General features: G+C 71.2%; 22 protein-coding genes. 15 read left to right on the top strand and 7 right to left on the bottom strand.

All coding sequences use genetic code 11. The features are described from left to right. Window positions 1-164: 164 nt before the first annotated feature. The gene (locus AW272_RS24140) at window positions 165-4,652 is read right to left on the bottom strand and encodes a type VII secretion EssC family protein (protein ID WP_066369316.1); all 4,488 of its coding nucleotides are present in this window, start codon (window positions 4,650-4,652) and stop codon (window positions 165-167) included. Window positions 4,653-5,293: 641 nt separating this feature from the next. Between AW272_RS24140 and AW272_RS24145 the strand changes: the two genes are divergently transcribed. From AW272_RS24145 to AW272_RS24200, 12 genes are all read left to right on the top strand, one after another. Further along, window positions 5,294-5,995, top strand: coding sequence for a hypothetical protein (locus AW272_RS24145; RefSeq protein WP_066369318.1), 702 nt, complete (start codon window positions 5,294-5,296; stop codon window positions 5,993-5,995). Window positions 5,996-5,998: 3 nt separating this feature from the next. Further along, a complete protein-coding gene (locus AW272_RS24150) occupies window positions 5,999-6,739 on the top strand; it encodes a CpaE/TadZ family protein (RefSeq protein WP_066369321.1) in 741 nt (246 codons plus the stop codon). Continuing rightward, entirely contained in the window at window positions 6,736-8,040 is a 1,305-nt protein-coding gene (locus AW272_RS24155; RefSeq protein ID WP_066369323.1) for a TadA family conjugal transfer-associated ATPase, read from the top strand. Before AW272_RS24150 ends, AW272_RS24155 begins: the two co-directional genes overlap by 4 nt. Continuing rightward, the gene (locus AW272_RS24160; RefSeq protein ID WP_066369324.1) at window positions 8,037-8,918 is read left to right on the top strand and encodes a type II secretion system F family protein; all 882 of its coding nucleotides are present in this window, start codon (window positions 8,037-8,039) and stop codon (window positions 8,916-8,918) included. The genes AW272_RS24155 and AW272_RS24160 overlap by 4 nt, the downstream gene beginning before the upstream one ends. A gap of 199 nt (window positions 8,919-9,117) precedes the next feature. Continuing rightward, the gene (locus tag AW272_RS24165) at window positions 9,118-10,056 is read left to right on the top strand and encodes a type II secretion system F family protein (protein ID WP_066369326.1); all 939 of its coding nucleotides are present in this window, start codon (window positions 9,118-9,120) and stop codon (window positions 10,054-10,056) included. A 2-nt stretch (window positions 10,057-10,058) separates the two neighbouring features. Then, window positions 10,059-10,283, top strand: a complete 225-nt coding sequence (locus AW272_RS24170; protein ID WP_066369329.1) for a hypothetical protein — start codon at window positions 10,059-10,061, stop codon at window positions 10,281-10,283. Further along, complete coding sequence (locus AW272_RS24175) at window positions 10,280-10,705, top strand: TadE/TadG family type IV pilus assembly protein (protein WP_245657693.1); 426 nt, start codon at window positions 10,280-10,282, stop codon at window positions 10,703-10,705. The genes AW272_RS24170 and AW272_RS24175 overlap by 4 nt, the downstream gene beginning before the upstream one ends. After that, window positions 10,698-11,090 carry a TadE/TadG family type IV pilus assembly protein gene (locus tag AW272_RS43915; RefSeq protein ID WP_066369335.1) on the top strand — a complete coding sequence of 131 codons (393 nt, stop codon included), beginning with the start codon at window positions 10,698-10,700 and terminating at the stop codon, window positions 11,088-11,090. Before AW272_RS24175 ends, AW272_RS43915 begins: the two co-directional genes overlap by 8 nt. Continuing rightward, the gene (locus AW272_RS24185) at window positions 11,087-11,512 is read left to right on the top strand and encodes a pilus assembly protein TadG-related protein (protein ID WP_245657694.1); all 426 of its coding nucleotides are present in this window, start codon (window positions 11,087-11,089) and stop codon (window positions 11,510-11,512) included. The genes AW272_RS43915 and AW272_RS24185 overlap by 4 nt, the downstream gene beginning before the upstream one ends. Then, entirely contained in the window at window positions 11,509-14,778 is a 3,270-nt protein-coding gene (locus AW272_RS42310; RefSeq protein WP_066369340.1) for an AfsR/SARP family transcriptional regulator, read from the top strand. Before AW272_RS24185 ends, AW272_RS42310 begins: the two co-directional genes overlap by 4 nt. 60 nt (window positions 14,779-14,838) lie before the next feature. Next, window positions 14,839-15,450: a hypothetical protein gene (locus tag AW272_RS24195; protein ID WP_066369342.1), complete on the top strand. Its 612-nt coding sequence runs from the start codon at window positions 14,839-14,841 to the stop codon at window positions 15,448-15,450. Next, window positions 15,447-16,376, top strand: a complete 930-nt coding sequence (locus AW272_RS24200) for a hypothetical protein (protein ID WP_066369344.1) — start codon at window positions 15,447-15,449, stop codon at window positions 16,374-16,376. The genes AW272_RS24195 and AW272_RS24200 overlap by 4 nt, the downstream gene beginning before the upstream one ends. 67 nt (window positions 16,377-16,443) lie before the next feature. On the opposite strand, the gene AW272_RS24205 is transcribed toward AW272_RS24200, so the two are convergent. From AW272_RS24205 to AW272_RS24220, 5 genes are all read right to left on the bottom strand, one after another. Continuing rightward, a complete protein-coding gene (locus tag AW272_RS24205) occupies window positions 16,444-16,941 on the bottom strand; it encodes a methylated-DNA--[protein]-cysteine S-methyltransferase (protein ID WP_066369346.1) in 498 nt (165 codons plus the stop codon). Further along, entirely contained in the window at window positions 16,938-18,314 is a 1,377-nt protein-coding gene (locus AW272_RS24210) for a DNA-3-methyladenine glycosylase 2 family protein (RefSeq protein ID WP_066369348.1), read from the bottom strand. The genes AW272_RS24205 and AW272_RS24210 overlap by 4 nt, the downstream gene beginning before the upstream one ends. A gap of 276 nt (window positions 18,315-18,590) precedes the next feature. Beyond that, entirely contained in the window at window positions 18,591-19,529 is a 939-nt protein-coding gene (locus tag AW272_RS24215; RefSeq protein WP_066369350.1) for an NYN domain-containing protein, read from the bottom strand. Window positions 19,530-19,643: 114 nt separating this feature from the next. Then, the gene (locus tag AW272_RS40945; protein WP_083958611.1) at window positions 19,644-19,847 is read right to left on the bottom strand and encodes an acyl-CoA carboxylase subunit epsilon; all 204 of its coding nucleotides are present in this window, start codon (window positions 19,845-19,847) and stop codon (window positions 19,644-19,646) included. Further along, the gene (locus AW272_RS24220; protein WP_066369352.1) at window positions 19,844-21,433 is read right to left on the bottom strand and encodes an acyl-CoA carboxylase subunit beta; all 1,590 of its coding nucleotides are present in this window, start codon (window positions 21,431-21,433) and stop codon (window positions 19,844-19,846) included. Before AW272_RS24220 ends, AW272_RS40945 begins: the two co-directional genes overlap by 4 nt. Window positions 21,434-21,559: 126 nt before the next feature. Here AW272_RS24220 and AW272_RS24225 point away from each other — a divergent pair, with 126 nt between their 5' ends. Continuing rightward, entirely contained in the window at window positions 21,560-22,837 is a 1,278-nt protein-coding gene (locus AW272_RS24225; RefSeq protein ID WP_245657695.1) for an APC family permease, read from the top strand. An 18-nt stretch (window positions 22,838-22,855) separates the two neighbouring features. On the opposite strand, the gene AW272_RS24230 is transcribed toward AW272_RS24225, so the two are convergent. Further along, complete coding sequence (locus AW272_RS24230) at window positions 22,856-23,740, bottom strand: hypothetical protein (RefSeq protein ID WP_066369357.1); 885 nt, start codon at window positions 23,738-23,740, stop codon at window positions 22,856-22,858. 90 nt (window positions 23,741-23,830) lie between these two features. On the opposite strand from AW272_RS24230, the gene AW272_RS24235 reads away from it, so the two are divergent. Beyond that, window positions 23,831-24,376 carry a TetR/AcrR family transcriptional regulator gene (locus tag AW272_RS24235; protein WP_066369358.1) on the top strand — a complete coding sequence of 182 codons (546 nt, stop codon included), beginning with the start codon at window positions 23,831-23,833 and terminating at the stop codon, window positions 24,374-24,376. A gap of 79 nt (window positions 24,377-24,455) precedes the next feature. Further along, window positions 24,456-25,493 (top strand): medium chain dehydrogenase/reductase family protein, encoded by a 1,038-nt coding sequence (locus AW272_RS24240; RefSeq protein WP_066369573.1) that lies wholly within the window; start codon window positions 24,456-24,458, stop codon window positions 25,491-25,493. The last annotated feature ends 12 nt before the right edge of the window (window positions 25,494-25,505 follow it).

Consider the following 25,505-nt stretch of genomic DNA (forward strand, 5'->3'; position numbering starts at 1 on the left):
AGGCCACCGGGATGACCGAGCCCTTTGTCCCGGATGAACTTCCGCCCCTCGGGCCCGGCCGGCTTCTTCACGCGCGACTGGGAAGGTTCGCGTGATCAGGACATGCCTGCGCACTCGCGATGGCCTGCATGCTCGCGACGGCTTGTCGGGCTGCCCGATGACCGTCAGGGGACCGCTGTCTGGATGGGGGTGGCGGTGCCGGAGACGATCAGGAGGCCTCGGCCCACGGGGCCGCCGCTGGTTGTGCCTCTGGGGAGGCGGACGTTGAACAGGTCGCCGTCGGCCGGGCTCTGGACCGACAGGAGCAGGCCCGTCCGGGATTTGCGGGCCTCGGCCACGAAACCCCGGTAGGCCGTGGCCAGGTCGCCCGTGGTTCCCGCGATCAGCAGGCCGTGGTCGCCGTCGCGGGCTCCCCGGAGGATCTCGTCGAGGGCCGTGCCCAGGGCCGAGTCGGGCGAGATGAGTTCGGCGTCGTCGACGATCACCACGTAGTTCTCCTGACCCTCCAGCAGCTTCATCGGGTCATGCGCTCCCGGCAGGCCGCCGAAGCCCCCGCCGGCCCCCGCCTGGTCGTCTTCGCGGACGCTCCGCGCGTTGCCGTCGAGGACCGCCAGCACCCCTCTGAGCTCCCGCAGAGGGCTCCGGCGCGGAGCGATCACCAGCACCCGCACCTCGCGGTCGAGCAGGAACTGGGCGGCGGTCAGCAACGTGGAGGAACGCCCGGAGCGGGACGGTCCCGCGATGACCGCCGCCGGGCCCTGGCCCAGCAGGTCGATGCCCATCGGGGCCAGCGCGTCGCCGCCCGCCCCCAGGAGGGACCACAGGCGCGAGGGCGGTTCGAAGCCGCGTACGAGATTCATGGCCTGATCCGCGGTGATGCGCGCCGGGAGGGCGTCGACCCGCAGCGGGCGGTTGTCCGTCGGGGGGACGGCCGAGCGGGCCAGCGACTGCAGCGCCGCCACCTGGGCGGGGCCCGAGGGGTCTTCGGTCAGCAGGGCGATCTGGCTTTCCACGATGCCGTGTTCGCTCATCGACAGCGCCCGTCCGTTGGGCATCGCCGACGGCACGTTCTTGGCCGGCAGTCCGGCCAGCCCGTAGTCGGCCGGGTCGGACAGCCTCAGCACCAGGCGGTCGTCGAACACCGTCGAGATCTGCCCGATCAACCCCGACCGGTCGGAGGTCACCACGGCGCGCAGTCCGACCGCCGGGCCCTCGCGCAGGAGCTGCATCACCCCGTCGATCAACCGGCCGTAGTCGTAGTTCTCGAAGGCCGCGACGAACCCCTCCCAGCGGTCGATCATCAGCAGCAGCCACGGTTCGCGCAGCCCGGCGGCCCGTGCCTCGGCCAGCGAGGCGAACCCGGCCTCGGCGAGGAGTTGCTGCCGCCGGGCGATCTCCGCGCGCAGCCGGGCCAGCAGGCGCTCGACGCGGTCGAGCTGGTCGCGGGTGACCACCGCGCCGCAGTGGGGGAGCGCCACCAGCGGCAGCAGCGCCCCGGAGCCGCAGTCGATGGCGTGGAGGTGCAGGTCGTCGGCGGTCATGCGGGTGGCCAGGGACCCGGCGATGGTGCGGAGGGCGGTCGAGCGTCCGCTCCGGGCCGTTCCGGCGATCAGCAGATGGCCGGGGCCCAGCACCAGAGCCCGGCGCCGCTGGGCCCACGGCAGGTCGGTCACGCCGAACGCGATGGTCTCGCCGTCGACGTCGGGCAGTTCCACCTGGTCGGCCAGGGGAGGCAGCCACGGGCTCGGCTGTTTCTGCACCCCCCGCGACACCTCGATCACCCGGTCGACCAACCGCGCGAGGTCGGTCGTCCCGGTCAGCTCGGACACGAACGCGCTCGCCGGCGGACGCCCGAGGGCCTCCCAGGGCAGGTCGGTCACCCGCACCTGGCCCAGAGAGCCGCCCCCCGGCGCCCGCCCCCCGATGCGAGCGGCCTGGACGGCCACCGCCGGCCCCGAGCCCGACCGGACGTAACAGCGCCCCGGGGTGGCCTTGGGGATGTAGGCGGCCTCCGGCCCGTCGATGACGTCGGCCGATTCGCGGGCGTCGGTGACCCGCAGCGCGATGCGCAGCGACGTGTTGGCCTGGATGTCGGCGGTCACCACACCGGCCGGGCGCTGCGTGGCGAGGATCAGGTGGATGCCCAGCGACCGGCCACGGCGGGCGATGTCGACCAGGCCCTCGACGAACTCGGGCAGCTCCGCGACCAGGGCGGCGAACTCGTCGATGATCAGCACCAGGCGGGGCATCGGCGCCCGGACACCCGTGGTCCGGACGGCGGCCCGGCCGAAGATGCCGGGAGCGGTCGCCTGCTGGACGCCGGTGGCGCCCATGATCCACGTGGTGCCGCGTTCTTCCAGGTAGTCGTCGATGTCCTTGGACCCCGCGTCGAGCAGCAACCGCTCGCGGCGGCGGATCTCGGCGGCCAGGGACGCCAGCGCGCGCTGGGTCAGGTGGGCGTCGAGGTCGCTGACCATGCCGACCGTGTGGGGGAGGCGGACGCACTCCTTGAACGCCGCGCCGCCCTTGTAGTCGACCAGCACGAACGTCATCTCGTCGGGCCGGTTCACCGCCGCCAGCGAACTGATCAGCGTCTGGAGCAGCTCCGACTTTCCCGCGCCGGTCGTGCCGGCGATCAGCGCGTGGGGGCCGTCGCGGCGCAGGTCGATCGCGAACGGGCCGTCGGGGCCCACCCCCAGGACCGCCTGGGTCGACCGGCCCGGATTGTTCGGCACGTCGATCAGATCGAGCAGCCGCGCCGAGTCGGGCAGCGCGGCCGACGGGTCGTCGCGGCTCACGTCGCGGAGCGGGGCCAGCGACCGGGCCAGCCGGTCGGCCCACGCGGGGGAGACCTGGTCGGGGCGGATCGCGCCGAGGGCGTCGAGGCCGCCGCCGCGCAGCCGGATGGTGCCGTCGTCTTCGCAGGCCACGACGGTCGCGCACTCCTCGGGCAGGAGCGACTGGACGTCGTCGATCGCGATCGTGTAGACCCCGGCGGGCGGGCCCTGGCGCAGGACCTGGGGCATGCCGGGCAGCGCCCGCATCGCCTGGGCGCCGTCGAGCACCACGAGCACGTCGTAAGGCCGCTCGTCGTAGGTGCCGAACGCCGGTTCGGCCGTTTTCGGGGCGCCCCGGCCCAGGTCGTTCCAGCTCGACGGGCCGCCCGTCAACCGGCCGGGCTTCAGCAGCGGGCCGCCCTCGTCGCCCTGGCGTTCGGTGATCAGGGCGGCCAGTTCGGCCACCCGCCGGGCGGCCGACTCCAGGTCGCCGCCGACCGAGGCCAGGCTGCCGCTGGCGTGGGTGACGCAGTGGGGCAGCCAGCGCACCCAGCCCCACTGCGACGCGCCGTCGGGCGTCGCCGACAGCACGACGATCGCCAGGTCGCGGGGGCTGTGGAGGGAGGCCGCCTGGGCCACCAGCCAGCGGGCCACGCCCAGAGCGCCCGCCCGGGGGCCGGTCACCCCGGCCACGCCGAGACGGCGCATCGCCAGGGCCACCGGGACGTCGCGCGCGGGCGGCACCCGCTCGGGGGCGGGCGGCTCGAAGGTGATCTCGGCGGGCAGGTCGGCCAGGCCCACCCGCAGCCGCAGCGCGTCGGGGTCGTGGGTGCGCCGCTCCCACAGCCGCCGCCGGGGGCCGGTCGCGGTCAGCAGCAGCTCGGCAGGGTCGGGGGCCGAGGCCCGCCGGGCCTTCTCGTCGGCGGCGCGGGCCTTCTCGACGGCCCGGTCGAACGACTCCATGGCCAGCTTGTGGTCTCTGACCGCCTGGCGGTGCTGCTTGCGGCCGTGCCGCCGGTCGCTCACCCACTGGCCGACCATGATCATCGGGGTCATGAACGCGATGATCAGGAAGTACCAGTTCTGGAACGCCCACGCCATGCCCAGCCCGAACGCCGCCGGCAGGAACGCCGCCAGCAGTTGCAGCCGGGCCCCGTCGGGACGCCTGGGCTCCTGTGGCACCTCGATCCTGGCCACCCGCTCGGGCGGCACCAGCCTCGGGGGCCGGTTGTAGGCGAGACCTCCGTCGGGCAGGGCGTCGAGATGCGTGTCGGGCGGCTCGATCCGGCCCACCGTGAAGACCGAGTGGCCGATGGCCAGCACCGCGTCTTCCGGCCAGTCGACCGGGCCGGTCACCGGCTCGCCGGCCAGCCGCAGCGGCACCGCGCCGACCGGTTCGACCGTGATCGCGGCCGGGCCCAGCCAGACCACCGCCGCCTCGGACGGGAGCAGGGGGTCGGCCACCGCCACCGCGCACACCGGATCGCCGCCGATCATGTGTGCGCCGAGCCCCAGGCGGTGGACCGACCCGGCTCCCGGGCCGCCCGCGACCCGTAACTCGGCGGTGCCGTCGGGCTCCTCGACCACCGTGGCGGCCGCCCCGCCGGGGTCGAGCGCCACCCGGTCGCCGTCGCGCAGCAGACCGAACACGCGCGCGTCGGCGGGCAGCGGACGGCCGTCGAGCCAGAGCACCCCTTCGGGGGCCGCTTCGCGGTCGATGCCGTAGGGGGCGCGGGCCCGCGGGAGGCGTACGACGTTGCCCAGGTTGCGGGTGTCGAGGGCGGTGGCCAGACCGGTGGCCGTGGTCGACTCGTCGCCGTCGACGATCACCTCACGGTGACCGGCGCTGCCGACGACGGTGAGGGTGATCCGCATCGGCGGCACTCCAATGGGGGTCGGTGGCGGGGTCACCGTACAGAGATGTCATGTCTGCGCGGCTGTGTATGACCCATTCGGTTGGTGTGTGGACAAAGGGCCGATCCTGTGGGTAACCCTGTGGATAACTCGCGGGTCGTTCATCGACGCCCCGCGACACCACCCGGCTGCCAAGTGGGGGTTTTCCCGACGGCTCCCGAGCTGGATCCAACCCGTTCACCTGGCGTTTCTGTGGATAGCGGGCGCAGCAGGCCGCTACAGGACGGCGAGCAGGGGGACGCGGTCACCGGCCGGGAGATCCAAGCCAAAGAGGTGGCTCCCGGCGAAATCCGATGAGTTGTCCACATCCGCTCCAGCTCGCCGATCGATATATGCCGAAATGCCATATCGATTGCGTTCATGATCCGATCAAGTGTTATAGCAAAGAGGGTGGGGCAATTGTGGCTGTTGTGAACAGTGAGGTGGCTAACCCTCGTCTACCTGCGAAAATAAGGGAAGATGTCGTTCTCTTTGACGACGTGGCCTATAACCGATAGGCATGGCTCGCGCTTTTCCTGAACCGTCGGGTTCGGTGGTGTCCATAATGGCGTGATATTTCGTCGCGAATCCTAAATTGCTTTTGATCTGGGAGTTCCCTGCCCATGAGGACCAGCGAGAAGCCAGTCCGGGACGCCTCCCGTCCCGTCAACGGCTCCCCCGTCGATCGGCCCACCCTCTCCGGCCCGGCCTCGCGCAAGCTGCCGGTGCCACCACGGGAGCGCAAACCCGCGCTCGCGGCCGTCGCCGTGCTCCTCATCATCGGCGGCGCCCTCACCAGCACGCTGCTCGTCATGCGCAGCGGCGACCGCGTCTCGGCCGTCGGCGTGGCCGAGCAGATCGGCGCCGGGCAGCAGATCCCCGTCGCCTCGCTGCGCGAGGTGCAGATCGCCGACACCGGGATCTCCTACGTGCCCTGGAACGCCCGCAACCAGGTGGCCAGTACCTTCGCCGCCGTCACCCTGCTGCCCGGCACGCTGCTGACCGAGACGATGGTCACCAGCGACAGCGAGGAGGTCGGGCCCAACCGGGCCCGCGTCGGGCTCTCGCTCAAGGCGGGGCAGTATCCGTCGGGGCTGAAGGCCGGCGACGTCGTGCAGGTCATCTATGTGCCGGCCAACGCGCGCGGTGGGGCCGTACCGCAGAAGATTCTGGTGCCCTCCGCCCGGGTGCACAGCGCCGGATCCTCTGAGCGGGGCGCTTCCGGGCTGGTGACCGTGGTCGTCGACGCCTCGCTCTCGCCGCAGGTCGCGGCGTTCGCCTCGACGGGAGAGATCGCCCTGGCGGTGCTCCCGGGGGCCAGGTAGCCGATGGCGCTGATCGTGCTCGCCGCCGACAAGGGGGCGCCCGGGGTCACCACCGCGGCGACCGCCCTCGGGGCCGTGTGGCCGCGTCCGGTGCTGCTGGCGGAGTGTGACCCGTCCGGGGGAGACCTCGCCTACCGCCTGCCGGCGGCAGACGGCGGGGTGCTGAATCCGGCGCGCGGGCTGCTCAGCCTCGGGGCCGTGGCCCGGCGGGGGCTCTATCCCGATCAGGTGTACGAACACACCCAGAAACTCGTCGGCGGCCTCGACGTGCTGGCCGGGCTGACCAACGGCGAGCAGGCGGCCGGGCTGACCTGGCTCTGGGGGCCGCTGGGGCGTTCCTTCGCCTCGATCGACCACGCCGACGTGCTGGCCGACTGCGGGCGACTGGGCGTACAGCCCGCGATGAACGAGCTGGTCGACGAGGCCGACCAGATTCTCCTGTTCACCCGGGCCAGCCTCGATCACGTCGCCCACCTGCGGGAACGGCTGACCCTGCTGAAGCGCAAGGCGGGCGTGGTCGTGGTCGCCGATCCGCGCAACTACCGGCCCTCGCTCGACGAGGTGCGGCGCATCGTGGCGGGCTTCGACGTCTCCTTCGTCGGCGGCATCGCCTTCGACCCCAAGGGCGCCGAGCTGCTGCGCGGCGAGTGGGGCGGCCGGCTGGAGCGCAGCCCGCTCATCCGGACCGCCCGCGAACTGGCCGGACGCCTGGCCGGCCACCTCCAGAAGAAGGTGGCCCCGTGATCGACCACGCGCTCGTCAAGCGCTTCCGCCAGGAGGTCGGCGACCGGCTCGCCCACCAGCGGCGTCTCGACCAGGCCAGCGGCATCCCGCCCATGAGCGGCGAGGACGAACGCCAGTTCGCCCGCGCCCTGATCGCCCAGGTCCTCGAGGAATTCGCGCGCGGGGAGATCGGCGTGGGCCGCACCCCGCCGACGGCCGACGAGGAGGAGGCCCTCGCGGCCGGAATCCACGCGGCCCTGTTCGGCGTCGGCCGTCTGCAACCGCTCCTGGACGACGCCGAGGTCGAGAACATCGACATCAACGGCTGCGACCGGGTCTTCGTCAGCTACGCCGACGGCCAGGAGCTCAGCCACGACCCGGTCGCCGAGTCCGACGAGGAGCTGATCGAGCTCATCCAGATCCTGGCGGCCTACTCGGGCCTGTCGTCGCGCCCCTTCGACACCGCCAACCCCCAGCTCGACCTGCGGCTCCCCGACGGGTCGCGGTTGTCGGCGGTCATGGACGTCGCGGTCCGCCCCGCGATCTCGATCCGCCGGGCCCGGCTGGGCAAGGTGTTCCTGACCGACCTGGTCGGCAACGGCACGCTGACGCCCGATCTGGCCCGGTTCCTGGCGGCGGCGGTGCAGGCGCGCAAGAACATCATGCTCGCCGGGTCGACCAACGCCGGGAAGACGACCCTGCTGCGGGCGATCGCCAACGAGATCCCGAGCCACGAACGCCTGATCACCGTCGAACGGGCCCTCGAACTGGGCCTCGACCAGTTCCCCGAGCTGCACCCCAACGTGGTGGCGTTCGAGCAGCGGCTGCCCAACTCCGAGGGTCAGGGCGAGATCACCATGGCCGAACTCGTGCGGCGCTCGCTGCGCATGAACCCGTCCCGGGTGATCGTCGGCGAGGTCCTGGGCGACGAGATCGTGACCATGCTCAACGCGATGACCCAGGGCAACGACGGGTCGCTGTCGACGATCCACGCGAACTCGTCGATGGAGGTCTTCAACCGCATCGCGACCTACGCCCTCCAGGCCGAGGAACGCCTGCCGATCGAGGCGTCCCACATGCTCATCGCCGGAGCCATCGACTTCGTGGTGTTCATCGAGAAACGCAACGACTACCACCGGGGCGGCGCTCTGCGGCGTTATGTCTCCTCGGTCCGCGAGGTCGCCGGCTGCGACGGCCGGGTGCTCTCCTCGGAGATCTTCACGGCTTCCGAGGCCGGCGTCGCGGTCGCCCACGCGCCGATCGCCTGCATCGACGAGCTCGTCCACCACGGTTATGTGCCGTCGGGAGGTGGGTGGTCATGATCCCGCTCGATCCGCTGGTGATCCTGTCCGGCGCCGCCGCCGGCGCCGGTCTGTTCCTGTTCTTTCTGGCTCTGTACGGCTTACGCCCACGTCCGGCCTCTCCCGACACCAGCGCCCAGCGGCTGCGCTGGCTCCAGTCGCTGACGACGCGCGGGGCCATCGCGGCCGTCGCGGGCGGCGCGACCCTGGTCGTGACCGGCTGGCCGGTCGTGGCGGTAGGCGCGGTCCTGCTGGTGATCGCCTGGAAGGGCTTCACCGGCGGCGCGGCCGAGGAACGCGCCGCGATGAAGCGCCTCGAAGGCCTGGCCGCCTGGGCCGAATCCCTGCGCGACACCATCGCCGGCGCGGCCGGTCTCGAGCAGGCCATCCCCGTCTCGATCCGCGCCGCCGCCCCCAGCCTCCAGCCGCATCTGCGGGCCATGGTCGACCGGCTGCGGTCGCGGACCGCCCTCGGCGACGCCCTGCGCATGTTCGCCGACGAACTCGACGACCCCTCCGCCGACCTGGTGGTGGCGGCGTTGATCCTCAACTCGCGGCTGCGCGGCCCCGGCCTGCGCGACGTGCTGTCGGCGCTGGCGGTGTCGGCCCGCGAGGAACTCGACATGCGCCGCCGCGTGGAGGCCGAACGGCGCGCGACCCGGCGAAGCGTGCAGATCGTGGTCGGCACGGCATTGGCCTTCGCGGGGTTCCTGGTCATCGCGAACCGCGACTACGTGGCCGAATACGACTCCCTGCTGGGCCAGGCGGTGCTCGTCGTCGTGGCCGCGCTGTTCGGGGCGGGGTTCGCGTGGATGAAACGGCTGGCCCGCTTCGACAAGCCCGGCCGGATCCTGGCGCCGTACCGCCGCCCGGAACCGGTGGAAGCGGTGAGCTCATGAGGTTCACCGCCAGATCAATGCGGTATGGCGCTGCCCTCCCGGCATCCGTGACCGGGCCGGGCGCGTCCCATCAGCGGGGGACAGGCGCGGTCTTGCGGCATCAGGGCTGCGCCGCCCCGCTGGGGGTGGCGGCCACTCCTGCCGGAGGCGCCCACGGGCTCACCGTGCTTGATGGGGTGCGGATCGGAGGGGTGAGGCTGTGATCGCGACTGGTTTCGCCGGTGGGGTCCTCGGGCTGGGGATTCTGCTGCTGCTTCGTGCGCTGTTCCCGTCGCGGCCGGGGCTCGCGACGCGGCTGGCCGCGCTCGACGTGGCGCGTACCGGCGAGGACGCGCCCAAGATCCCGCTGGTCGCGCCCGACGAGCAGGTCAGCGCGTTCCGGCAGGCGCTGGGACAGCGGCTCGCCAAGTTCTACGCCTCCCGGGGGTGGGAGGCCAGGTCGATCCGGGCGGATCTCACGCTGCTGGGCAAGTCGTTCGAGGGGTTCCTGGCCACCAAGGTCCTGCTCGCCGTCTCGGGGCTGCTGGCGTTTCCGCTGCTCGTGGGATGGCTGGCGGTCATGGGGTGGGGGGTGTCGATCCAGATTCCGCTCTGGTCGGCACTCCTGGTCAGCGTGATCTTCTTCTTCCTGCCCGACGTGCAGATCGGCAAGGACGCGGCGGTCCGCCGCCGCGACTTCCGGCACGCCGTCGGGGCCTTCCTCGACCTCGTCGCGATGAACCTGGCCGGCGGACGCGGCGTCCCGGAGGCGCTGATGATGTCCGTCTCCGTCGGGACCAACCCGGGTGTCGACGCCCCCGGCTCCAACTGGGCCATGGAGCGCATCCGCGAAGCCCTCGCCAACGCCCGGATCGTCGGGATCACCCCTTGGCAGGCCCTCGGCCAGCTCGGCGACGAGATCAACGTCGACGAGCTCCGGGACCTCTCGGCGGCGCTCGGGCTCGTCGCCGACGACGGGGCCAAGGTGCGGTCCTCACTGACGGCCCGTGCGGCCACGCTCCGCAGGCGGGAGCTGGCCGAGATCGAGGGCAAGGCGGGCGAACGTTCGCAGTCGATGCTCGTGGCTCAGCTGCTGCTGTGCGCGGGCTTCGTGATCTTTCTCAGCTACCCGGCCGCGATGAAAATGTTGGGATATTGAAAATGATCGATTACCTGGTGGCGATGATCAACGTCCGCATCCACAAGGCCAAATCGGCTCCCACGCGTGGGGCGTCGGCGGTCGAGTGGGCGATCATCACGGCGATCATCGCCGGGGTCGCGCTGGGCCTGGCCGCGCTCATCCGAGGTCTCGTCGAGGCCCAGTCGGCCGAGATCACCTCGAACTTCGGCGGCGGTGACAGCGGTGGTGGCGGCGGTGGTGAGTGAAACGCCCTAGGGGCCGTGACCGGGGCGCGACCGTCATCGAGCTCGCTCTGCTCATGCCGGTCGTCCTGGTCGTCGTGCTGCTGATCGTCCAGATGGCCCTGTGGTTCCACGGACGGCAGGTCGCCGACGCGGCCGCCCGAGAGGGGGCCAGGATCGCGCGGGCCGGGGACGACGGCTGGCAGGAGGCGGCCGAGGCCAAGGCCGAGCAGATCATCCAGGCCATCGGGCCGGAGATCCTGCAGGCCGCCACTGCGACGGCCTGGGAAGAGGGCGACGCGCGCGGCGTGGAGGTGACGGGGAGCGCGGTCCAGGTCGTACCGCTGCTTCCGGAGATCTCCTTCACGATCACGGCCCGCTTCGGCGGGCCGGTGGAGTGTTTCCGGCCGGACGACGGCAGCGGGGGGTGCGCGCCAGATGGGTGACCGGGTGGGTGATCGGGGGTCGATGTCCGTCGAGACCGTCATGCTGGCGCCGGTCCTGGTGCTCTTCCTGCTGTTCCTGGTCGGCGCCGGACGCGTCGTCGAGGCGCAGGGCGAGGTCAACGGCGCGGCCCGCGACGCCGCCCGCGCCGCGTCGGTGCAGCGTGACGAGGGCGCGGCGCAGGAGGCCGCCACGTCGGCGGCGACCGACGCGCTCGCCGACTGCCCGCCGGAGGTGTCGATGGCGGGGACGCAGTGGCAGGAGGGCGGCGTGGTCGAGGTGACCGTGAGCTGCTCGCTCGACCTCGACTTCCTCGGCTTCGGCACGAACGTGACGATCACCGGGGACTCCGTCGTCCCCCTCGAACAGTTCCGGAGAGTCGAATGAGAAGGGCCGATCGGGGCTCGATGTCCACGTTCGTGGTGCTCTTCTCGGTCGCCGTGTTCCTGCTCGCGGGCCTGCTCGTGGACGGCGGCGCGGCGATCAACGCCAAGTTGCGGGCGGCCGACATCGCCGAGCAGGGGGCGCGCGCGGCGGCCGACCAGATCGACGTCGAGACGCTCCGCGCGACCGGGCAGCTGAGGCTCCTCGGCGACGCGCAGGTGTGCGGGCGGGCGGACGAGATCGTGTCGGCGCACGACGCCGACGGGATCGAGATGGGTCAGTGCACGGTCGGGGCGGGCCAGACCGAGGTGACCGTGGAGGTGAGCGTCACATGGGAAGCGTTCTTCCTGGCCGCGATCGGGTTTCCCGGATCGGAGATGACCGCGTCGGCCACGGCCGTCCCGGACCAGGGAGACGGCGGGTGAAACGGACCCCTGGCGACATCGTCGCCGGCCTGGCGGCCCTGGTGGCGCTGGCCGGGCTGCTGGGGGGAGTCCCCTATGCCCTGATCCGCTTCGCCGGACCGCCGATCCCGGCCGAACTGCTCGACCTCGACGCGCTCATGAGCCAGGTCGGGACCGAGACGATCATCGCCGTGCTGGTGCTGCTGGTGTGGATCTCCTGGGTCCAGCTCGTGATCTGCGTCCTCGTCGAGGTGTACGCCGGGGTGCGCCGCATCGGCATGCCCGCGCGCGTGCCGATGTCCGGGGGCACCCAGGTATTGGCCAACCGGCTCGTCTCAGCCGTGCTGGTCCTGTTCACGGTCACGGCCGTGGCCGTCCCGCTGATGCGGTTCGCGTCCACGCCGACGGTCCCGGTGAAGCCGACGCTGGTGAGCGCCGAGACGGCGATCACCGAGCGCGCCCAGCTGGTCCCGCGCGGCGAGGTCAAGAAGGTGTACGTCGTCCAGCCGCCCCACGGCCGGCACCACGAGAGCCTGTGGGAGATCTCCGAGAAGTGCCTCGGTGACGGACGGCGCTACGCCGAGATCTACGAGCTCAACAAGCACAAGGAACAGCCCGACGGGTCCCGCCTGCACATGGCCGACCTGATCCGGCCCGGCTGGGTCCTCGACATGCCGAGCGACTCCCGCAACACCCACGTGGTCCCCGCCGACGACAGCCGCACCGAGATCCTCAAGGACCACCCGGGCGTGCCGAAGTCGAGCGAGGGCGAGCGCATCACCCTCCGGCCGGGCGGCGACACTCAGCCCGACCGCGACACCACGAGGCCGGGCGGCGACACTCAGCCCGACCGGGACACCACCAGGCCGGGCGGCGACACCCGCTTCGAAGACCGCGACAACACCCACGCCCAGCCCCCGGCGGACAGCCGCCCCAACCTCAACCCCACGCGGCCACCCGGCGACAACCCGACGCGGAACGGCCAGCCCACCGCCAACCCGACCCCACCGCCTGCCGCAGGCGACCACAACAACGGCGCCAGGCCACCTGCCACAGCCGACCCCACGCGCGTGCCCAGCGAGAACAACGGTGCCCGCCCACCAGCCACAGCCGACCCCACCCTGCCGGGCGCGGACAATCCTGGAGATACGACGCTTCCGGAAGGTCAGGACGCGCGTCCCCCCGGGGCAGGAGACTCCAGCCGTCCAGGCGCGGACGACTCCACGCGGCCACCCGCCGCCGATGAGCCGACCCGCTCACCCGCCGAGGGCAACCAGAACCGCCCCACCGCCGACCCCACTCGCCCCGGTCAGAGCGAAACCGGCAAGGCCGCCGACCCGACTCGTACACCCCCCAAGAAGCCCGTCCCCACCGTCACCGCCACCACCCCGGCTGAGGAGGCCGGCATCGGGGACACCACGATCCCCAGGTCAGGCATCGTCGCCGCCCCGAACAGCGGCACGATCCTCACCACACCGGTCGCCAGCCAGGGCTGGACCGAGCAGGTCGACCTGGTCGACTTCCTCGCCGGAGCCTCCCTCCTCTCCGCCGGGGTGCTCCTCCTCCTGGGCAGGAAGCGCAGACAGCAGCTCTGGGCCCGCGCGTTCGGCCACCGGATCCAGCGCCCCCGTGGCGAGGCCGCCTCCGCCGAGGTGGCGATGCGGCTGGGGGCCGACGCCCCCGGCAGCCGGATCCTGGACACCGGGCTGAGGTTGCTGGGCAAGCTGCTGGCCGAGGCCGACACCAGGCCGCCCGCCATCTACGCCCTGCACCTGTCCGCACGGGGCATGGACCTGTGGGTCCACCCACCGAGCCACGACGCCCCCGCCCCCTTCGAGGCCGCCGACAACGGTCAGATCTGGCGGCTGGCCTCCCACGAGGCACGACGCCTCGACGACCTGGCGATGGCCGACGTCCCGGCCCCCTACCCGGGGCTGGTCTCCCTGGGCACGGCGGAGACGGGCCGGGTGCTCATCGACCTGGAGGCCGCGCACGGCGTCATCAGCATCGTCGGCGACCAGGCCGTCGCCGCGCTCTCCGCGCTGGCGGTCGAGCTGATCACCAACCGCTGGTCCGACACGATGAAGGTCACCCTCGTAGGCTTCGGCCAGGAACTGCGCGCCATCGCCCCGGAGAGGGTCAACATCGCGGCGTCGCTCGCCGAGGTCCTGCCGGAGTTCGAGAACGCCGCCCAGCCGCCCGACGTCCTCACCGGACGCATCCACGGCAGGGCCAACAACCCCAACCACCCCCCGCACTACCTGCTCAGCGCCGTCCACCCGACCGCCGACGAGGCCCGCAGGCTCGCGGTCCTGGCGAAGAGCACGAGGTCGGCGGCCGGATACGTGATCGCCGCGCCCCTCCCGCACGCCACCTGGACCTGGGAGGTCACCGGCGGCCGGTCCGTCATCGAGGCGCTGGGCTTCGACGTGCAGGCGCAACTGCTCCCGCGCCGCCACATCCAGGCCATCGTCGACCTGTTCCGGACGGCCGGCGACAAGCAGGGCGAACCCCTCCCGCTCCCGGACATCCGCCGCCACGACGACCCCCCGGCCATCGAGGTCAGGATCCTGGGCACGATCGAGATCTCCCCGGTCAACGCCCTGGAAGAGGGCCGCGCCGCGCTGGCCAACGAGCTGGTGGTCTACCTGGCGACCCATCCGGGGGGAGTCCACCCGGTCGTGCTGGGCGGGGTCCTGTGGCCGCGCGGTGTCCAGCCGATGGTCAGGGACGCCACCCTGGCCCGCGTCGCCGAGTGGCTCGGCAACGACCGTGCGGGCCGCCCGTATCTGTACGCCGACGAATCCGGCCGCCTCCACCTCAGCGACGAGATCAGGACCGACTGGTCGATGTTCCAGGACCTGGTGCGACGCGGCGACCCCATCTCCTTGGAAAAGGCATTACACCTGGTCAGGGGCCCATTGTTGAACGCCAGACCGCCCGGCCGCTACGCGTGGCTGGCCGCCGACCCCCTCGAGTTCGACATCACCGCCTCGGTGGCCGACGCCGCCCACCGGCTGTGCGAATCCCGGCTCTACCGGGGCGACGCCGAAGCGGCCATCGCCGCGGCCAGGGCGGGCCTGCTGCTGGCCGCCGACGACGAGAGCCTGTGGCGCGACCTCCTCAGAGCCGCCCACGCGACCGGGGAGCCGTCCAGGCTGCGCGCCGTCGTCGACGGACTGCACCGCCGGGCGGCCTCCCACCCCTATGGGGGCGGCATGGCCCCAGAGACCGAAGCCCTCATCGACGAGCTGCTCCCCGTGTGGCGAGCGACGACCACGGCCTGAACCATGCCGAAACCCATACATCACTGGATAACGGTCCCGGCCGATCGTTACGTTCGCCCCGTGCGCTGGGTAGCCGTCTTCGGGCTCGCGGCCGCCCTGACCGCCTGCGGAGCCCCGGCGGACAAGGGGTTCACCCCCCAGGGCGCGGCCCCGTCGAAGGCCGCCGTCGAGGCGCCTCCGGCGACCGCGGAGACCATCACGATCACCGACACCCTGAAGATCTCCATCGAGTGGCCCGACCAGCGCGACGACATGATCGCCGCCTTCGCCGACTCCTATGTCGACCAGTGGAAGGCGGTCGCGTCGGGCGGCACCGACGACACCTACCTGGCCGGCGTCGAAGACGACGCGAGCCGGACCGCCCTGGCCTGGGTCACCAGCTTCACCGCGACCGACACCTCGGCCCAGGGCACCGCCAAGCTCTATTCGATCCGCGTCGCCGCGGTCGACGGCCGGGGCGCCGAGATCGACGCCTGCGTCGACACCTCGGGCATCCAGGTCATCGACGAGACCGACACCCCGGTGGCCAACCAGCCCAACTGGACCAAGCCCCCCAAATCCATCTACCTCCAGGTCGCCGCCGTACGGCGAGGGGACGACGGCACCTGGCGCGTCAAGCTCTTCAAGCACGCCGCCTACCCCGACCAAGCCGCGAAGGAGTGCCAACGGTGAAAGCCGTGCTCGCCTTGACCCTGGCCCTGAACCTGCTCAGCGCCGACCCGAACCCCGGCGGCGCCCACGGTGAGGGCTTCCAGACGGGCCGGACCGTCGGCGTCCAGCTGTCCAACTCCAGCATCATCATCAGCGGCACCGGGACCTCCGGTCGTGCCGACGGCTACCGGATCAAACGACCCTGCTGGTACGAACCCGGCAACTCCGCCGAGGACATGCTGAAAACCCAGGAAGAACTCCGCTCGTGGTGGTTCCACACCAACCCCGGCGGCACCGAAGAGGACTTCCAGAAGTTCCTGGAGCAGTACAAGGACAAGGTCGGCCAGGACGGCCGCTGGTGGTCCCCCGCCTACAACGCGGCCGACCCCGGTGGCATGGCCTGCTGGTCGAACCTCCAGGGGGCGCTGTGGGTCCCCGAAGGTGAGACGCCGCCCGGCGGGATCACCATCGCCGAACTCCTGGAGATCGCCCGCGCCGCCCTGACCGTCCCGGAACCGACGATCGAGCTCAACCCCGACGCGAAGAGCTTCGTCAACCTGCCGACCTGGGTCTGGCTGGGCAACACCGGCGAGACCACCCGATCGGTCACCGCCACGCTGCCGGGCGTCATGTCCGCGACCGTCACCGCGACCCTCGACAACATCACCATCGACGCCGGCACCACCGCCGACCGCGCCGAGGTGAAACAGAACTGCGGCCCGAGCGGCCGCCCCTACGTCAAGGGCGGCACCTTCAACTGCGGCGTCCGCTACCTGCGCGCATCGGCCGACCAGCCCCGCAAGGTCTACACGATGACCGTGACGACGGTATGGCCCGTGACGAGCAATGTCGACCAGTCTGTCGTACCGTTCGTTTACGATCCGGTGGAGGCGACGGTAACCCGAGACGTCCCTGTGGGTGAGGTGCAAACCTCCGTCGAGGGGTAGTCGTCAAAGCCCGTGATCGTGCGTCCGTCACATCTCCTTCGGCGCACGATCACGGCCCTCAAACCGCTCAGAGGCTCGCGCCCTCGTGGGCGAGCAGCCATTCCTTGACCGGGGTCCCGTAGTAGTAGCCGCCGTAGCCGCCCGACGCGGGCAGCACCCGGTGGCAGGGGATGAACGGGGCGATCAGGTTCTGGGCGCAGGCCCCTCCGGCCGCGCGGGCCGCCGTTCGCGGCATTCCGGCCCGTTCGGCCAGTTCCGCGTAGCGGACCGTCGTGCCGGCCTTGACCCCGCGCAGCGCGGTCAGAAGCCGCTGCCGCCGCTCCGTGCCGGGCTGGACGGCCGCGATGTCGTCGAGGGCGTCGAGGCGTCCGTCCAGATATTCCTTTACGGCTCCCGCCGCCCCCGGCACCTCCCCGACCGCCAGGCCCAGCTTTCGCAGTTCCGGAGCGAGCCGGACGAACATGGCCTCGGGGTCCCCGGTGAAGCCGGCCGCCACGAGCACGTCGTCCTTGGCCAGCAGGGCCAGCGGTCCGGCCGGGGTCTGCACGGTCTGTGTGATGATCATGATTTCTCCTCGGCGTTCCACAGATGCAGCGCGGCGTAGGCCCGCCAGGGCCGCCAGCGCTCGGTCTCACTCATCGGGATGGCCAGCGCGGCCATCGTGCGGCGCAGCCCGAGATCGTCGTCGGGCCACGCGTCGGGATCGCGCAGGGCGCGCAGGGCGACGTATCCGGCGGTCCACGGCCCGATCCCCGGCAGGTCCAGCAGCGCCGCGACCGTCTCGGCCGGGTCGCCGGCCTCCAGGTCGATCTCCCCGGACGCGACCGCCTTGGCGGCGGCCCGCAACGTGGCCACCCGGCGGGTCGTCATGCCCAGCCCGTCGAGGTCGAGGCTCACCATCTCCTCGGCCGACGGGAAGATCTCCGCCGACCGGGCCGCGATGCGCCCCAGGATCGTGCGTGCCCCAGCGACGGAGATCTGCTGGCCGACGACCGCCCGGACGAGCAGCTCGAACGAATCCCACGCCCCCGGCACCCGCAACCCCGGCCGGGCCGCGACGAGCGGCCCCAGCATGGTCGATTCGAGGGCGGCGGTGATGGCGTGGGGGTCGGCGTCCAGGTCGAGCAGGCGGCGGCAGCGGGCCACGATCCTGGCCAGCTGCCGGGTGTCCCCGCCGGTCACGGTCAGCCTGACGTGGTCGGTGACGGGGGTCAGGGTGACCTCCCCGCCGGGGATGCGCCGCTTGTAGACGGCGTTGCCGACGACCTCCTCCACGCCGGGCACAGCCCGCGCCGCCAGGAAGCCCAGCAGCGCCCGCGCCTCGAACGGCTGCCGGACCCCCAGCCGCAGCGTCAGCCCTCCGGAGGCCATCGGACCGTCGGACTTCCGCAGGTCACTGGGGGCGAACCGGTAGGAGTCCTTCATGGCGGAGTTGAACTGGCGTACCGAACCGAACCCGGCGGCGAACGCCACGTCGGCCATCGGCAGGGACGTCTCGGTCAGCAACTGCTTGGCGAGCAGCAGCCGCCGGGTCCGGGCCACCGCGAGCGGCCCGGTGCCCAGTTCGGCCGCGAACAGCCGGTGCAGGTGCCGTTCGCTGACGTGCAGCCGCCGGGCGAGCTCGGCCACCCCGCCCTCGTCGGCGACCCCGTCGTCGATCAGCCGCAGCGCGCGGCCCACCAGGTCGGCTCGGACATCCCAGCCGGGCGCGCCCGGCGAGACCTCAGGCCGGCACCGGCGGCAGGGCCGGAACCCGGCCGCCTCGGCGGAGGCGGCGTGGTCGTAGAACCGCACGTTCTTGCGGGCGGGGGTCCGCGCCGGGCAGATCGGCCGGCAGTAGATCCCGGTCGAGGTCACCGCCGTGTAGAACCGCCCGTCGAACCTGCGATCCCTGGCCGAGATCACCAGGTAGCGCTCTTCGAAGTCGAGTGTGTTCACGCCAGCTACGCTACGCCCAGCTCATAGGGTCGGGCTGGCGGAATTCGGACCTGGCCGTGAGTGGGCCTGTGACCAGGCGGAACGTCGTCGAACGCCTCGCCTTCGCGGCCGGTTGGCGCCGGTTACGAGCCGACTGGAGACGGCGGGCGGTGCCGGCCAGGCGGAGCCGTAACAGAAAAAGAAAAGCCCCCCGAACGGCGGCGGAGGTCGGCGACGGCGCGGAAAATCGGGCGGCTTGCGCCGCCCGAAATTTCGGCATATCTAGGTGCCCAGGGGCTACTTCGAGGAGACTCCGACACCCAGGTCGAACTCCCGGTAGACACGCGCCCAGAAGCCGTCGCGCAACCATACGCGGGCTTCCGGATAGGGCCGCAGTGAGTGCCCCAGCTCCTTCTCCGCCTCGATCAGCAGTTCGGTGTCGATGACGGTCGGCAACAGCGGGCCGGGGAGGAGATCGCGGATGTTGTCACGCCCCCGCGTGAGGATCCACTTCTGGGCCACGTGCTCGCCCACTTCCTCCACCCTCGGACGGCTGGGCCCCAGCTTGGGCTGCCCCGCCTGTTTTTGTGGCGGCGCGACCGGCTTGGCGGTACGCCCGGCGAACACCTGCGCCGGAGACGGCGGCGGCGTCACCGCGACCGGGATGGGCGCGCGGGTGAAGTAGGGACGCAGGAAGTCGGCCAAAATAATCTCAACCGTGTCGGACTCCCACACCAGCCGCTCTGCCTGGTTCGTGCCGAAAGGCGGCTCGACCCCCCACAGGTGCACCCGCACGCCGTAGGCCTGGGCGGCCTCCACCGCCGGCACCATGTCCTCGTCACCGGCGATCAAAACGGTGTCACTGACGGCGTGGTGGCGGGCCAGCGCCTCAAGGTCGCTTCTTATTTGGGCGTCCACGCCCTTCTGCTGGCCACGCGCGTTCAAGTTGCCAAGCCGCACCTTCACCCAAGGGAGCTGGGCGATGACCCTCTGGTCAACGGTGGGCACCCGGTCGCGGGCGGCGTCGTACCAATAGACACGCAGGAGTTCGCCGGGGAGGCGCTCCATGGCATGCTTCTGCAACGATTGGATCAGCTCGTCGGCGGAGACCCGATATTCCTTACGTTCCTTCGCGCCGAGCAACACCTCGCCGGCGGCGGCATACAGGTATCCGACATCGACGAGAACCGCGTATTTCGCTGCTCTGCTGTGCACTGCGAGGTCCGGGATGGCCATCGCGTCCTCCAGGCCTCGACTCCGTGTGTTGTTGGTCTAGCTGGTATTGCCCTTTTGGAGATACTCCCAACTCTTGGGCCACTTGACACCCGGTTCGGCCGATCTAATCCCTGTCTATTCGGGTAGCCCGCTGGCCCTCCAGGTTCCCTTACCGGGCCTTGGGGGTACGTATCCGCGCATTCTCCGCGCCGGGTCGCGCCACCGGCCGGGAGCGGGCTCAGGTTCCGGCTCCGTCTGTTCGACGGCGCGCAGGGCGACGACGAGAGCGGCGACCTCCTCGGGGGTCGCGTCGCCGCGCACGATCCGAAGGTGGGTCACAGCGGGATGTTCCCGTGCTTCTTCGGCGGCAGGGAGGCTCTCTTGCCCCGCAGCGCCCGCAGCGACCGCACGACCTTGACCCGGGTGTCGGACGGCCGGATCACCGCGTCGACGTAGCCGCGTTCGGCCGCCAGATAAGGGTTGGCCAGCGTGTCCTCGTATTCGGTGACGTAGCGGGCGCGGGCCGAGTCGGGGTCGGCGGCGGCGGCGAGTTCGCGGCGGTAGAGGATGTTGACCGCGCCCTGGGCGCCCATGACGGCGATCTGCGCGGTCGGCCAGGCCAGGTTGACGTCGGCGCCGAGGTGCTTGGAGCCCATGACGTCATAGGCGCCGCCGTAGGCCTTGCGGGTGATCACGGTGACCAACGGGACGGTGGCCTCGGCGTAGGCGTACAGGAGCTTGGCCCCCCGCCGGATGATGCCGTTCCACTCCTGGTCGGTGCCCGGCAGGAAGCCGGGCACGTCGACGAAGGTCAGCACGGGGATGTTGAACGCGTCGCAGGTCCGCACGAACCGGGCCGCCTTCTCCGACGCCGAGATGTCGAGCGTGCCCGCCAGGCTCATCGGCTGGTTGGCCACGATCCCGACCGGACGCCCCTCGACCCGCCCGAACCCGACGAGGATGTTGGGCGCGAACCCGGCGTGGACCTCCAGGAACTCGCCGTCGTCGAGCACGTGGGCCAGCACGGTGACCATGTCGTAGGGCTGGTTGGCCGAGTCGGGGATCAGCGTGTCGAGCTCGCGGTCGTCGTCGGTGACCGTCAGGTCGGCCTCGGCGTCGAAGACCGGCGGCTCGTCGAGGTTGTTGGACGGCAGGTACGACAGCAGCGCCCGCGCGAAGTCGAGGCAGTCCTGCTCGTCGGACGCCTCGTAGTGGGCCACGCCCGACTTGGAGTTGTGCGTGTGCGCGCCGCCGAGCTCCTCGAACGTCACCTCCTCACCGGTGACGGTCTTGATCACGTCGGGCCCGGTGATGAACATGTGCGACTTCTCGGCCACCATCAGCACGAAGTCGGTGAGGGCGGGGGAGTAGACCGCGCCGCCCGCGCACGGCCCCATGATCAGCGAGATCTGCGGGATCACGCCCGACGCGTGCACGTTGCGCTTGAAGATCTCGGCGTACAGACCGAGGGAGACGACGCCCTCCTGGATGCGCGCGCCCCCGGAGTCGTTGATGCCGACGACCGGGCACCCGGTCTTGAGCGCGTGGTCCATGACCTTGACGATCTTCTCGCCGAACACCTCGCCCAGCGACCCGCCGAACACGGTGAAATCCTGCGCGAACACCGCGACGGGACGCCCGTCGACGGTCCCGTATCCGGTCACCACGCCGTCGCCGTACGGGCGCTCCTGCTCCATGCCGAAACTGGTCGACCGATGCCGCGCCAGCTCGTCGAACTCGACCAGCGACCCTTCGTCGAGGAACGCCACCAGGCGCTCCCGGGCCGTCATCTTGCCCTTCTCGTGCTGCTTGGACACCGCGCGCGCAGACCCGGCGTGCGCGGCCTCGTCGAGGCGTCGCTCCAGGTCGGCGATCTTTCCCGCGGTCGTGTGCACGTCGATCTCGGGCACCGGTTCAGCAGTCATGGCGCAAGGGTAATCCGGAGGTCCCCAGCGAATTCCCAGGGGGTCGAGAGTGATGTGGGTCACACCGGGTAGTCGCGTGCCATGACTACGCAGGCCCCGAGTCTGAAGCGCGTCATCGGACGCCGCATGCTTCTGCTGTTCGTCATCGGCGACATCCTGGGCGCCGGCATCTACGCGCTGGCCGGAAAAGTCGCCGGCGAGGTCGGCGGAGCCCTGTGGCTGCCGTTCCTGGTGGCGTTCGTCCTGGCCGCGCTGACCGCGACGGCTTATGCCGAACTGGTCGGCAAATACCCCCAGGCCGCCGGCGCGGCCCTCTACACCAACCGCGCCTTCGGCATCCCGTTCCTGACCTTCATCGTGGCCTTCGCGGTCCTGATGAGCGGTGTGACCTCGGCGAGCGCGGCGGCCAGGGCGTTCGGCGGCACGTATCTGGCGGAGTTCGTGACCCTGCCCACGGTCGTCGGCGCCCTCATCTTCCTGGCCATCGTGACCTTGGTGAACTTCGCCGGCATCTCCGAATCGATCAAGGTCAACGTGGTCCTCACGGTGATCGAGGCGTTCGGCCTCCTGGTCATCATCGCCATCGGTGTGTACGCCCTCATCACGGGCGACGGAGATCCCTCCCGGGCTCTGGAGTTCCACCCCGAGAACGGCGCCTTCCTCGGCGTTCTGGGCGGAACCGCCCTGGCCTTCTACGCCCTGCTCGGCTTCGAGGACTCGGTGAACCTGGCCGAAGAGGCGCAGGAACCGCAGCGCAACTACCCCCGCGCTCTGTTCGGCGGCCTGGCCGTGGCGGGGGTCATCTACCTGGCGGTGGCGTTCACCGCGACGATGCTGGTCGACACCGAGACACTGAAGAACTCCAGCGGCCCGCTGCTGGAGGTCGTCAAGGTGGCCGGACTGGAGTTCCCGCCCAAACTCTTCGCCCTGATCGCGCTGCTGGCGGTGGGCAACACCGCGCTGATCAACATGCTGATGGCGTCGAGGCTGGTCTACGGCATGGCGCGGGAGGGCATCGTCCCGAAGGTCTTCGGCGCGGTCCACCCCGGCCGCTCGACCCCGTGGGTCGCCATCCTCTTCACGGTCGCCATCGCCGTCGTCCTGGTCTGCACCGGGGACGTGGGCGGGCTGGCCGACACGACGGTGCTCCTCCTGCTGGCCGTCTTCACGATCGTCAACGTCTCCGTGCTCGTCCTGCGGCGGGAGACCGTCGACCACGACCACTTCCACGCGCCGGTGTGGGCGCCGGTGCTGGGCGCGGTGGCCTGCGCGGTTCTGCTCCTGCCGATCACGGGGCGGGAGGGCTCGGTCTATCTGCGGGCGCTCATCCTGCTGGCCATCGGCGTGGTCCTGTGGGCGGTGAACCACTTCGCCGGCAGGCGATCAAGCCGCGTCGAAGAGTGACGTGATGGCTGTCGGAGCCTATGTCGTGCGGGCGTCGAAGGTGAGGAAGCCGGGTGAGCGCGGCATCTCGTCCTCCGGCAGGAGCGGCAGGCCGCTGCCGGAGTCCAGCATCACCCGGTCGCCCAAGGGCTGGCGCAGGGTGACGTCGATCCGGTCGACCAGCCCGATGGCGGGGCAGCCGTGTCCGTCCGGGAGGTCGTCGAATCCGATGTCGACCTTCACGACGACCACCTCGGGTGTCTCGTACGCGTGGGCTCCGCGGGTCGTGTCGCAGGCGCCGTGCTGGTAGGTCAGGGTGAGCCCGGTCGGAGTGCGGATCTTGTAGGTGACCACCTCGCCGGAGGTGTCGTCTCCGAAGTGCCTGGGCGGGCCGCCCATCGCCTCCGGGTCGACCGCGATCCGGCTGAAGGGCTCCGTCACGCCTTCGACGGTGAACTCCCATGTCGGCACGGTGACCTCGCCCCGGCTGCTGTGGATCGTCGCCTCGCCGGGAGCCGCCTTGGTCACCCGCAGCGGGCGGCAGCCGGCCGCCGGGCACTTTCCCCGGTTGGTCGCCGTCGGCCTGGTGAGCGCGGCGAAGGCCGCGTCGGCTGACAGGAGCGGCACGGTCAGGGTGCCGCCGTCCTTCCAGCGCAGCTCGGCCGGGGCGGGGGCCGCGGTGCTCAGGTCGGTCTCCGATTTCCAGGCACGTGCGCTGACGCTCCGGTAGACCCATTTGGGCCGGGGGTTCTCGGCTTCCACGTTCAGATGGCCCAGCACGACCAGGCCGTCGGTCCAGGGCTCGCGTTCCGGTGAGGTCTGCCAGTGGACGGCGACCATGCGGGCCCGTCCGGGGAAGTCGGGCTCAGCCACGCAGGCGGCCGTCAGGGCTACCACGATCAGGATGACTGGGAAGATCCGCATGTTCCCTAGACGTACCAGCCAAGTGGTTCGGCCGGGTGCTCCTCGTCGGATCGCTTGACGCTTTCAGGTTGTGAGTGTTCAATCAGTCACATGTCACCACGTTCCACCGCCGAGGAGCAGCGCGCGAAGATCGTGTCGCGCGCCGTGGCGGCGTTCGCGCATGCCGGCTATCACGCCACCCCCGTCGCCGAGGTCGCCGAAGCGGCCGGGGTGTCGCCCGCCTATGTGTTCCGCCTGTTCCCCGGCAAGCTCGGTCTCTTCGTCGCGACCGTCGACCACTGCTACGACCAGGTCACCGCCACGCTCGTCAAGGGCGGCGAGGCCGCAGGGCCGGTCTCGCCCGAAGAGGTGCTGGCCGCCATGTCGGCCGCCTACATGGAGCTGATCCGCGATCGGAATCTGATCATGCTGCAGGTGCACGCGCAGAGCGCCTGTGACGTCCCGGAGATCCGGGACGCCGTCCGCCGAGGAGTCGCGCGGGTGGTCCAGGCCGTCTCGCGGGTTTCCGGCGCGGAGCCGGGGGCGGTGCAGTTCTTCATGGCCTATGGCCAGCTCTGCCACCTCATCGTCCAGGCCGATCTCGGGGCCGTCGACGAAAGCTGGGCCCGCACGGTGAGCGCCGGAATCAGCCACTGACCGCCATCGAGCCGATGGCGGGCTTTTTCGGCTCGTAGTTGTGACTGATCGGTCAGTTACTTATCGAATGGAGACCGCCATGAACGCATCCCCCGCCTCGGCCAGGAGAGTCGTCCTGCCCGGCCTCGTGGAGCCCGATGGGCTGATCGTCGAAGAGGGCCCGCTGGACGCCCCAGGGCCGGGTCAGATCCTGGTCGCCGTCGAGGCCACCGGCGTCTCCTACGCCGAGCAGGCGATGCGCCGCGGCCGCTACTTCGGGCAGCCGAAGTTCCCCTTCGTCCCGGGATACGACCTGGTCGGCACAGTCCTGCGGGCAGGACCGCAGGTGGACGGCTCGCTCATCGGCGCGAGGGTCGCGACGCTGACGAAGACCGGCGGCTGGGCCAGTCACGCGGTGGTCGAGGCACGCGACAGCGTCGTCGTGCCGGCCGGGCTCGACCCGGCCGAGGCGGAGACCGTCGTGGTCAACGGCGTGACCGCGTGGCAGATGCTGCACCGGGCGGCGCGCGTCCGACCCGGTCAGACGATCCTCGTACACGGCGCCGGCGGAGGCGTGGGCGGAATCCTCATCCAACTCGCCCGGCACGCCGGAGTGAGGGTCATCGGGGGAGCCTCGCCCCGCCACCACGACGCGCTCAGGGCGGCCGGGGTCGAACCCGTCGACTACAACGACCCGAACCTCGCCGACCGGGTCCGGGAGCTGTCCCCGGGAGGGGTCGACGCGGTGTTCGACAACATCGGCGGGCCCATGATGCGGGTCTCCTACGGGCTGCTGGCGCCGCGCGGGGCCCTGGTCTGTTACGCCATCATCGCGGAGGTGGGCGGCACCGGCGGTCTGGTGGTGCCGTTCCTGAAGGCCATCAGCCGGGTGCTGCTGTGGAACGCGCTGCCGAACGGGCACCGCGCGACGTTCTACGACGTGTGGTCGGGCCACCGGATGCGGCCGGCACGCTTCCGGGAACACCTCGAAGAAGACCTGGGACAGGTGTTCGCCCTGCTCGCGGACGGGACGTTGAAGGCCACCATCGCCGCCCGGTTCCCGCTCGACGAGGCGGCCGCGGCGCTGACCCTCGCCGAGTCCCGCACGGTCAACGGCAAGATCATCCTGCTGCCGTGACCGCCGGGCCGG

The organism is Herbidospora mongoliensis (assembly GCF_001570545.1).
Classification (GTDB): Bacteria; Actinomycetota; Actinomycetes; order Streptosporangiales; family Streptosporangiaceae; genus Herbidospora; species Herbidospora mongoliensis.

Coding starts and splice junctions, on each gene's coding strand:
- AW272_RS24140 (WP_066369316.1), bottom strand. CDS start 4,652: ATGCGGATCACCCTCACCGTCGTCGGCAGCGCCGGTCACCGTGAGGTG.
- AW272_RS24145 (WP_066369318.1), top strand. CDS start 5,294: ATGAGGACCAGCGAGAAGCCAGTCCGGGACGCCTCCCGTCCCGTCAAC.
- AW272_RS24150 (WP_066369321.1), top strand. CDS start 5,999: ATGGCGCTGATCGTGCTCGCCGCCGACAAGGGGGCGCCCGGGGTCACC.
- AW272_RS24160 (WP_066369324.1), top strand. CDS start 8,037: ATGATCCCGCTCGATCCGCTGGTGATCCTGTCCGGCGCCGCCGCCGGC.
- AW272_RS24170 (WP_066369329.1), top strand. CDS start 10,059: ATGATCGATTACCTGGTGGCGATGATCAACGTCCGCATCCACAAGGCC.
- AW272_RS43915 (WP_066369335.1), top strand. CDS start 10,698: ATGGGTGACCGGGTGGGTGATCGGGGGTCGATGTCCGTCGAGACCGTC.
- AW272_RS24185 (WP_245657694.1), top strand. CDS start 11,087: ATGAGAAGGGCCGATCGGGGCTCGATGTCCACGTTCGTGGTGCTCTTC.
- AW272_RS24205 (WP_066369346.1), bottom strand. CDS start 16,941: ATGATCATCACACAGACCGTGCAGACCCCGGCCGGACCGCTGGCCCTG.
- AW272_RS24215 (WP_066369350.1), bottom strand. CDS start 19,529: ATGGCCATCCCGGACCTCGCAGTGCACAGCAGAGCAGCGAAATACGCG.
- AW272_RS24220 (WP_066369352.1), bottom strand. CDS start 21,433: ATGACTGCTGAACCGGTGCCCGAGATCGACGTGCACACGACCGCGGGA.
- AW272_RS24225 (WP_245657695.1), top strand. CDS start 21,560: ATGCTTCTGCTGTTCGTCATCGGCGACATCCTGGGCGCCGGCATCTAC.
- AW272_RS24230 (WP_066369357.1), bottom strand. CDS start 23,740: ATGCGGATCTTCCCAGTCATCCTGATCGTGGTAGCCCTGACGGCCGCC.
- AW272_RS24235 (WP_066369358.1), top strand. CDS start 23,831: ATGTCACCACGTTCCACCGCCGAGGAGCAGCGCGCGAAGATCGTGTCG.
- AW272_RS24240 (WP_066369573.1), top strand. CDS start 24,456: ATGAACGCATCCCCCGCCTCGGCCAGGAGAGTCGTCCTGCCCGGCCTC.